Genomic DNA, 8,838 nt, shown 5'->3' with positions numbered 1-8,838 from the left:
GTTCATGGCCGCCTATGTCGTGAACCACATCCTCGGCGGCGGATCGTCGTCGCGGCTCTATAAGGAAGTGCGCGAAAAACGCGGCCTGGCCTATTCGGTCTATGAATCCCTGCTCTGGATGGATCGCTCCGCCCTGTTCATCGGCAACACCGGCACCCGCGCCGACCGCGCCGGCGAAACTGTCGACGCGATCGAAAAGGAAATCCGCCGCATCGCCGAGGAAGGTCCGACCCCGCAGGAGCTCGACGAGGCCAAGTCCTACCTCAAGGGCTCGCAGATGCTGGCGCTCGACACCTCCTCGAAGCTCGCCCAGGCGCTGCTGCAGTACCAGCTCGACAAGCTGCCGATCGACTATATCGAGAAGCGCAACGCCATCGTCGACGCGGTGACGCTTGATGACACCAGGCGGGTCGCAAAGAAGCTCTGGGGCGACGGCCTGCTCACCGTGATCGTCGGCCGCGCCCCGCAGGCGGCCGCCCAGCCGCCAGCGGCGACCCCGAAGGCGAACTGACGCTTTCTAGGCGCACCTCCGTTGCGGCTTACCCTCTCCCTACCCCCTCCCCCGCAAGGGGGGAGGGAGCCTGAACGGGGCGCTCACCTCACAGCGCGTTGCAGATGACTCCGAAGTCATTGGGATCAGTAAGGGGCGCATCGGCCGACGGGCTCCCTCCCCCCTTGCGCTGACGGGATCCCCGAAAGTGATTGACCGGGATAGGGGGGAGCCTCGCAGCTCCGCCCACCGGGTCACCGGAGGCGGTCGCCCGCCCCCGGTTCCCACAGAACGTCTGGCGGCCCGTGCCTGCCCATGAATCTTAACGCTCTCCCAACAGCCACGGAGGTTCGCATGCACATTTTGACACGAATGATGCTGGTCATGGCGCTAACCGCTTGCTCGGTCATTTCGGCGCATGCCGCCGAGCCCGAGAAGGCCAAATTGAAGATCGCCGTGGGGTCACAGATCCTCAACTATATGCCTCTCGAGCTTGGCGTGAAGCTTGGGTCGTTTAGGGACGATGGCCTTGACGTTACCGTCGAGAACTTCCAGGCCGGTGGCTCAAAGACTCTGCAGGCGCTGGTCGGCGGCTCGATCGACGGGACGGTCGGCTTCTACGATCACACCATTCAGATGCAGGCGCAGGGCTGGCGCTCGGAAAACTTCTGGAGCTCGCTACCTCCGACAAAATTTGGACCCAAGTCGTTGCTGCGCGTGCCTGACCTATGTGGGCAGGACAATGGTTGATGATATCGACAAGGCTCTTGACTGGGAGGGCAACCGGCTTGACTGCACGTCGTGCGAGCATCTCGCACTGAGCAAAACCGGCGGATGTCGGCTCAAGCACGCCTGCGTCAACGACCGTTGTCCCCGCGGTATCGAGAGGTTCTTCGAGTGGAATCCGGATCTCGCCGACCGCTATCTCTGCCATCCGCATTTTGAGGTAAGGGCAATCGCGGCGAAGTTTGCCAATGTCTTGCTGCTGCCGCCGCTGATCGATGATCCCAATGAAAAAGTGCAATGGAATGCGATGCTTCGCCTGCCTAGACGCTACGCGTTGCAATTACGGAAGCATCCGAATCCCGAGCTGAGGAAGCGGGTGGCGAGCCTGTTCGACGGTGAAGAATTGCTACCCATGGCCTCGGACGAATATTACTATGTTCGCCTTGTCGTCGCGAGTCGGATCGAGCCTATGCTGCTCCCCCGAATGGTGGATGACGAGGAAGCCGAGGTCCGCCGTGTTGTGGCACGGCGCATTCCAAATGAATGGTTGCTCCGCATGATCGACGATCGTGAGGCGTCGGTAAGACTGGAGATAGCCCGACGACTATCTGTGCAGCTTGTGCCGCTGCTGCGGCATGATCCTGACTGGCGCATCCGCTACGAGGTCGCAAGCCGTGCGCCAGTGACTGAGATCCTTAGCCTCGTCGATGACCCGTATAGTCTCGTGCGCGAAGTCGCGAGCTCGCGGATTGCAGGAGACCGCCGCTGAGATCGATACCGCGTCGGCCGACGCCGACGGCCAGATGAACTTGCCGCGATATGCCTATTGCGTCATGCCGAGGATCTTGACCAGATCGCCGCGGCGTTCCCGGAAGATGTAGAGATCGCCAGCATACGGATATGTGACGCGCCACATGTCCATTCTGCGGAGATCTGTTCCTTTTCCGATCCAGGCAATGCCTCCTTGGTCGAATTTGCGCCAAACAAGGTGCTCGCGCAGCGAATTTAAGCCCCGCGGCGGGGCAAGTTGCGGGAAATGGTGCAACCACCTGAGTACGATGCCCGGGAGGACGCAACATTTAACGAGCCAATTATCGCGAAGGTCGCAAGAGCAGTGGCCCGTTGCACGATGCTCGGGGAAGCTACTAGTGTGGCAGCTCCAGGAGTCTCATACTGTGCGGCTGTGAGTCGCGACTGACCGCGCCAGATGAGCATCGAATGCGGACGCTACGGTCCTGACGAGAAACTCGGCGCCTTTGCTGACGAACAGTCGCTCGTCGCCGTCCATGGTCACTGCGCCGTCTGCAATGAGGCTATCGAGCCGCGAGCGATCGACGATGGCCGACTTCGGATCGCGGCCATGCGACAGAGCGATCTTCGACAGGTCGAGGGCCATGTCGCACATCAGTCGCTCGATCAGATCGGCTCGGAAGCGATCGTCACCCGTGAAGCCATACCCCTTGAGGGTGGCGGGCCGGTCCTCGGCGATGCGCGCCAGGTAATCACGGGTTACCACGACATTCTGTGCGAATCCCTGCGGCATCCTCCCGATGGCGCTTGCCCCTAGCCCGATGAGTGTTTCGGCGGTGTCGTCGGTGTAGCCCTGGAAGTTCCGACGCAGCCGCCCCTCGCGCTTCGCCGCGGCAAGATTGTCTCGGGGTAGGGCGAAGTGGTCGAAACCAATGCGCACGTAGCCCGCGTCGACCAGGGCTTCCGCAATCAATTCCGACTGAAGATGACGCTCGACTGTCTGGGGCAGGGCGTGTTCGTCGATCTTGCGCTGATGCTTCTTGAAGGAGGGCATATGCGCGTAACCGAACACCCACAAGCGATCCGGCCGGAGTTCGATGCATTTGGCTACCGTGTCTAGCAATTGCCGAACTAGAGGCGGGGTGTGTGCCCTGGGTCCAGCCGTGGGGAACGGCCGCGGCGAAGGCGCCGCTTGCCATGCCTCACAATGCAGCAACACATCGGCGATATAGCGGCATTAACATCCTGATCCTCTGGAGCGCTGTGGTCGAGCGGGGCTTCTCCGGCCAGAGCTGGCTCACCTTCCGGCAGGCATTGTCGCTGGGTGGCCACGTCCGCAAAGGAGAGCGAGGAACGACCGTCGTCTATGCTGACCGCTTCGTGCCCGAAGAGGAGAGGAAGCGGGCGATTGAGGCGGCCGACGAAGCCCAAGCGATTAACTTTCTGAAACGTTTTACGGTCTTCAATACCGACCAATGTGACGGGCTGCCAGCCGAGGTGTCGACTATGGCGCCTCTCCCGTTACCTCACATGATCGAGCCGCAAGTCGAAGCGCTGATTAGTGCCAGCGGCATCGATCTTCGAATCGGCGGTAACCGAGCTTTCTATTGTCCTTCTGAGGACTACGTTCAGGTGCCATGTCCGGCTGCCTACTTTGAGCCGATCAATTGGCACCGCACGGCTCTGCACGAGTTGGCTCATGCCAGCGGCCACTCCTCACGGCTCAACCGGGATCTATCCGGAAGTTACGGCACCAAGAAATACGCCTTCGAGGAAATCATCGCGGAGATATCCGCTGCATTCTGCTGTGCTTCGCTCGGCATCGTGCCGACCGTGCGGCATGCGGACTACATTGCTTCGTGGCTTGAGGTGCTCCGCGAAGACAATCGCGCGATCGTCCGCGCCGCTTCGCAGGCCAGCAAAGTCGCGGATTATCTGCTCGCGTTCTTGCCTGATCTCGCTTCGAGCCCGGCGGAACAACCCGCCCACTGCGAGGCCGCCTGATGCTGTTCGACGCTTCCGAACTGGCACACCGCCTCGCGCGCGAGGCCGAGGCGGTGTGCCGCCACTATCTCTCCAATGGTTGGCGCGTGGGGCGCTACTGGCTGGTCGGCGACGTCCGCAACACGCCAGGCCGCTCGATGTTCGTGCGGTTACAGAAATCACAGAAGGGGCCTGCGGGCAAATGGACCGACGCCGCCACGGGCGAACACGGTGATCTCCTCGACATCATCCGCGAAACCTGCGGCCTCATAGAATTCCGCGATGTCGTGGACGAGGCAACGCGCTTCCTTAAGCTGCCTCGGCCGCACCCGGATCTCCCAACGAAGCCCGTCCGTGCAACAGTAAAGGCAGGATCGCCGGAAGCGGCGCGGCGGCTGTTTGCGATATCTCGGCCGATCGACGGAACCCTCGTGGAGGCATATCTGCGCGGACGCGCCATTTTCGAGCTGCACCACGGAGCGAGCCTGCGCTTCCACCCACGCTGCTACTGTCGGCCGGATGAGGACGCGCAGACCGAGATTTGGCCTGCAATGATTGCCCGCGTCACCGATCTCGATGGCCGGATAACAGGCGCGCACCGGACCTGGCTCAATCCTGAGGGTTTTGACCCGATCCGGCTCGGCAAGGCGCCGATCGACACACCACGACGGGCAATGGGCGATCTGCTCGGCAACGCAGTTCGTTTCGGTACGGCGAATGATGTGCTTGTCGCTGGCGAAGGCATCGAAACCATCCTGTCGCTGCGCTACGTACTGCCTACCTTGCCAATGGCCGCCGCACTATCGGCCAATCACCTCGCTGCCATGCTGCTCCCGCCGACGCTGCGTCGCCTCTACATCGTCCGGGATGCGGATGCGGCGGGAGACGCGGCGACGGCCGCCCTCAGGCAGCGCTCGGAGGCTGCTGGTATCGTGGCGATCGCTTTGTCTCCTCGGTTGGGAGATTTTAATGACGATCTCCGCACGTTCGGCATCCACGAGCTTCGAGCGGCCATGCGCATTCAGCTCGCGCCGCAGGACGTTACCCGCTTCTTGGTTATGGCGGAGAAGGGATAAAGCCGGCGTTGCTCGCGCCGTCGTCACGGCAGGTCGATGGTAGGTCCATGGTGCCGAGGAGAGGCGGCGCCCTGGCCTTCTAGAGGGCGATCGGACAGCATTCGGACCGGACCGGCAATGGCTGCGCCCGGCTATTTTCCGCCGGCGGTGTTCACCCCACGAAGAAAGCTTCGCGGGGCCCCGGCCACGCGCCTTTGCATCGCGAAACAAAATAGCCGGACTTCGCCATCCTCCGCTATTGCTGCGGCCCTTCGCTTCGCTTCGGGTTCTGGTCCGTTCCGCCCGCCGTCAGATGATCGCCACGAAGGCCGCGATGGGCGCGGCCGATCCGGGCAAAGGACCTCGACCATGACATCCGATCGCAACGACCTCGATTTCGAACCAACGCACGGCTCATTCCCGAATGATCACGTCATTAGCGAACTTCAGCTCTTTGGCTACCGTCCTTTCAACGACGAGCCAGACCCGAGGCCGCTTCCCGAAGGCAAGATGATCGCGGGTGCTGTCGCCGATATCTTCGACGCCCTCGTCGCAACCCTAAGCGACACTCGCCTCGAGCCGGATCTCGATGACCTGCTCTGGTCGACGGTCAACCTGTTCCACCGTGCAACAGAGCGCATCGAGCGCGAGCTCGATAGCAACGAGCAAGCGCAGCGGAAGAGCCAGCGTGAGCAGGACGGCTCGGAAATCAGATCGGTGGAACTCGAGCGGCTCACGGCCGAAGGCATCACGCTGGTCGAACGTCGTAACTGCATGGAGCTCTTCCGCGATCAATCCATCGAGAGCTTCCAGGTCCATACCGGCTCGCCCTGGCGTCCTCGCTCTGGATCGCTGGTCAATCATCGCAAGCTTACTGCGGCGATGATCGACTCCAGGGATTTCCTCGCCGCCAAACGCCGGGCGGAGACCGAAGTGTTGCTGCCGGCCGGCCCCAAAATTGCCCTGACCGGTGGGCTCGACTTCAACGACCATCATCTGATCTGGGATCGACTTGACAAGGTCCACGCCAAGCATCCTGACATGGTGCTGCTGCATGGCGGCTCGCCGAAAGGCGCCGAACTGATCGCCGCCAAATGGGCGACCAATCGCAAGGTGCCTCAGATTGCTTTCAAGCCAGACTGGACCAAGCACGCCAAGGCCGCACCGTTCAAGCGCAATGACGCGATGCTGGAGATTCTGCCGATCGGCGTCATGGTCTTCCCCGGCACTGGCATCCAGAGCAATCTCGCCGACAAGGCGAAACGGCTCGGCATCCCGGTCTGGAAGTTTGGCGATGGCGGCGCGTGAGCGCCGTCCATGCCGATTTCGAAATCTCCCTGCATAGGGCTAGCGTCGTAACCGACGCAATCGCGCCACCCGAGCACATTCGCCACCTCGAACGTGGTTAAACAGTCAGCGGCACTTCTAACTAGTTCCGGCTTGAGTAACCTCGCGTCCAGGTGGTGGTGGAAGGCGCGAATTGCTCTCGGACTTCCTCAATACCTTCGCATCGGCCTATTCTGCTCCGATCTTTGCTCTCGCTGTAGACGCCCTTCCATTCCTGGTTAGGTTCACTGCCGGCGTGATGGTATTTCATAGTGCGCAGGCACCATCGGCGCGTTGCTCGTCGGCATCGCTGCCGCCGCGCTGATGCTCCTCATCGGTCAGATCACCTTCGCCCTGGCGCCGTCATTCGTCTTGCGCGCCGTCATCGCGGCAGTCTTTGCCATTCCGGCGGCCGTTGCCGGTTATCACGTGATTCTCGGATATCGTACGTTGGGATGCCATCCCCGCTCTGGCGCGAGATCTTTGGCTGCATCGGTTCGATCTTCATCGGTGACACGGGAGCGGGCGCGCATGACCGTCTTGGCCGAGCTTGGCCCGCTTCAGTCAGTCAGGGCAGGGCGAACCGAACGTCAATCAGTTCTCGCGGCCAGGACGGTTATAGCCCTTCGGCTCGACGCCCAGGGTTCTCTTCAATCGTTGGGCGCGTCGAGAATGCCAACGACGGGTGTCGCAGCGAGAGGCGGTCTCCTCAGAGTACAACACGGCCATTATGCCCATCATTCGCGACCCTGTGAGTGTCTAGGCGGGCGCTCTCTAACGGCTATTTCGGGGCGGCCGACGCCCGACTTTTCCCGCACGTTGTTTCCTTTCTTCGCCTGAACCTCTCGACCTCTTGTACAGGACGACCGACGTCCGCCGCCCCGTCTCCTTAAGGCTGTTCAGCGCACGGACGCACCTTGCCTCTTGATGGCTTGATCTGGCCGAAGACCGGCTCCGCCTCGATCGTCTGAGCCGCAACGCCGCCGTTAAGACTTTCTTCCCCTGGGCTCACGCCCATTCCTCGCGAGCCAAGAAAGTCTTCCGGCTAGCGTCCTCCACTACGCTCCGGCCCGCGAGCGGGTGCGTCGCCGATCGTCATTCGGCCTCTCGATCACCATCGAGGCCGCGGTGGTCGCGGGCTCGAAAACTCAAGGAGAAGTGACATGGCTAACATCGGTTCCTTTAAGAAGGTCGGCAACGATTTTCAGGGCGAGATCGTCACCCTGAGCGTGCAGGCGAAGGGCGTCCGCATCGTCGCCGAGCCCAACCGCACAAACGAGAACGCGCCCAGCCACCGCGTCTACGTCGGCCGGGCCGAGATCGGGGCAGCCTGGTCGAAGCGCTCGGAGGAGGGCCGCGACTACCTCTCGCTCAAGCTCGATGATCCTTCGTTCAACGCGCCGATCTATGCGAACCTGTTCGAGGATGAAAACGAAGGTCATGCCCTGCTCTGGTCGCGGCCGCGGAAGAACGGCGACTGAGGTTCTCTCCACCGAGCCCCGCCCGACCCACTCGGGCGGGGCCTTTTAGCCGTGCGACGGAAGCCGTTAATCTTTTGTTTACCTGAACTTAAGGCCAACCGATTCGGCGCGGCGCCTCAATTCGTGCCCCCGAGTTTGCCGCAGCCGAGTCGGTGAAGAGTCAACCTTACGGGCAACAAATATACTGCATCGCGATCGGCGCGACTCACCCTATTTCTCGGCCACTATAAACGCGCTCACCGCTTCACGGAGCTGACGATGGCGAGTCCGTTCATGGTGTTTCCCGATCCACAAGCGGTGACGCTTAAGCGCACTTGCCTGGCGCAAATGATCATCAGCCTTGCCGCGCTGATGTCGACTGGCGTCCTGCTATCGAAGGTCGTGACGGTGATGAATGGGTTTCATTAAAGGCCTCGGCCAACTCAGGGCAGAGCTGCCGGAAAGGCTGTAAGAATTTGAGGGCCGGACTGCACGGTGCCTAAGGCGCCATGCGGTCCGGCCCAACCATTGATCGGTCCATTCAGACCAAAGCGAGGTCGACGAGTGCAAACGTTGCCGCAGCATGCATCTTGCTCGGAACGAGCAGAAGGTCGTCGAAGACTTACTTCTTCATCTTCTTCTTTTTGGCCTTTTTCCCGGTGGTCTTCTTCGCCTTCTTCGCTTTCTTGGCCATATGCCCCTCCGTTAAATCTCAAATGAGATCGCTTACTGCGCAGACCGGAATCGGCCCGCACACGAGAAAGCGTACCATGGAATTTGCAAGATTGACATTGAGACGTCTTGTTCGTGGGCTACCGCGCTCGAGTGTCTGCCGTGGGGTCAGCACGGGGGCGAGAGAAGGGTTCTCGCAACCACGGCCGATTTGCATTATGTGATCCGGCGTTGGGCGATCCGCTAAGACACCAGCAGAAACTTGCGCGGGTATGATCGGGACACTGGCGGACTGATGCAATCGGCGCCCAAAAGTACCCGCTGGGCCGTTCTGTTGCCCCATTTGGCCGAAACGATCAGCACTCCGAAGTGCCTT

At 61.3% G+C, this 8,838-nt stretch carries 8 protein-coding genes and 1 pseudogene; 8 read left to right on the top strand and 1 reads right to left on the bottom strand.

Going from position 1 to position 8,838, the window contains the following annotated elements:
- The 3 genes from KIP88_RS44770 to KIP88_RS44760 all read left to right on the top strand — a co-directional run.
- On the top strand, positions 1-511 hold a 511-nt coding region (locus KIP88_RS44770), incomplete at its 5' end, for a pitrilysin family protein (RefSeq protein WP_214494454.1).
- A 333-nt stretch (positions 512-844) separates the two neighbouring features.
- Positions 845-1,240 (top strand): hypothetical protein, encoded by a 396-nt coding sequence (locus KIP88_RS44765; protein ID WP_249791537.1) that lies wholly within the window; start codon positions 845-847, stop codon positions 1,238-1,240.
- Positions 1,233-1,985 (top strand): 4Fe4S-binding leucine-rich repeat protein, encoded by a 753-nt coding sequence (locus KIP88_RS44760; RefSeq protein WP_214494453.1) that lies wholly within the window; start codon positions 1,233-1,235, stop codon positions 1,983-1,985. The genes KIP88_RS44765 and KIP88_RS44760 overlap by 8 nt, the downstream gene beginning before the upstream one ends.
- Positions 1,986-2,384: 399 nt before the next feature.
- Here KIP88_RS44760 and KIP88_RS44750 read toward each other — a convergent pair whose 3' ends face one another.
- Positions 2,385-3,020: a hypothetical protein gene (locus KIP88_RS44750; protein ID WP_249791536.1), complete on the bottom strand. Its 636-nt coding sequence runs from the start codon at positions 3,018-3,020 to the stop codon at positions 2,385-2,387.
- Positions 3,021-3,088: 68 nt separating this feature from the next.
- Here KIP88_RS44750 and KIP88_RS44745 point away from each other — a divergent pair.
- The 5 genes and pseudogenes from KIP88_RS44745 to KIP88_RS44725 form a co-directional block, all read left to right on the top strand.
- Positions 3,089-3,970, top strand: a pseudogene (locus KIP88_RS44745) (ArdC family protein); the annotation flags it as partial.
- Positions 3,970-5,025, top strand: coding sequence for a toprim domain-containing protein (locus KIP88_RS44740; RefSeq protein ID WP_214494449.1), 1,056 nt, complete (start codon positions 3,970-3,972; stop codon positions 5,023-5,025). The pseudogene KIP88_RS44745 and the gene KIP88_RS44740, both read left to right, overlap by 1 nt.
- 348 nt (positions 5,026-5,373) lie before the next feature.
- Positions 5,374-6,312, top strand: coding sequence for a DUF2493 domain-containing protein (locus KIP88_RS44735; protein WP_214494447.1), 939 nt, complete (start codon positions 5,374-5,376; stop codon positions 6,310-6,312).
- 1,181 nt (positions 6,313-7,493) lie between these two features.
- Positions 7,494-7,811 carry a DUF736 domain-containing protein gene (locus KIP88_RS44730; RefSeq protein WP_057849754.1) on the top strand — a complete coding sequence of 106 codons (318 nt, stop codon included), beginning with the start codon at positions 7,494-7,496 and terminating at the stop codon, positions 7,809-7,811.
- A gap of 258 nt (positions 7,812-8,069) precedes the next feature.
- Positions 8,070-8,219 carry a hypothetical protein gene (locus tag KIP88_RS44725; protein WP_190241946.1) on the top strand — a complete coding sequence of 50 codons (150 nt, stop codon included), beginning with the start codon at positions 8,070-8,072 and terminating at the stop codon, positions 8,217-8,219.
- Positions 8,220-8,838 lie beyond the last annotated feature (619 nt).

Origin of the sequence: Bradyrhizobium sp. SRL28 (genome assembly GCF_018596315.1) — a bacterium.
Lineage (GTDB): Bacteria > Pseudomonadota > Alphaproteobacteria > Rhizobiales > Xanthobacteraceae > Bradyrhizobium.
The sequence above is the reverse complement of the archived record's forward strand: the minus strand, read 5'-3'. Positions and strand labels throughout refer to the sequence as shown.

Bases quoted from the DNA above. Each gene is read 5' to 3' on its own strand.
- KIP88_RS44765 (WP_249791537.1), top strand. From the start codon at position 845: ATGCACATTTTGACACGAATGATGCTGGTCATGGCGCTAACCGCTTGC.
- KIP88_RS44760 (WP_214494453.1), top strand. From the start codon at position 1,233: ATGGTTGATGATATCGACAAGGCTCTTGACTGGGAGGGCAACCGGCTT.
- KIP88_RS44750 (WP_249791536.1), bottom strand. From the start codon at position 3,020: ATGCCCTCCTTCAAGAAGCATCAGCGCAAGATCGACGAACACGCCCTG.
- KIP88_RS44740 (WP_214494449.1), top strand. From the start codon at position 3,970: ATGCTGTTCGACGCTTCCGAACTGGCACACCGCCTCGCGCGCGAGGCC.
- KIP88_RS44735 (WP_214494447.1), top strand. From the start codon at position 5,374: ATGACATCCGATCGCAACGACCTCGATTTCGAACCAACGCACGGCTCA.
- KIP88_RS44730 (WP_057849754.1), top strand. From the start codon at position 7,494: ATGGCTAACATCGGTTCCTTTAAGAAGGTCGGCAACGATTTTCAGGGC.
- KIP88_RS44725 (WP_190241946.1), top strand. From the start codon at position 8,070: ATGGCGAGTCCGTTCATGGTGTTTCCCGATCCACAAGCGGTGACGCTT.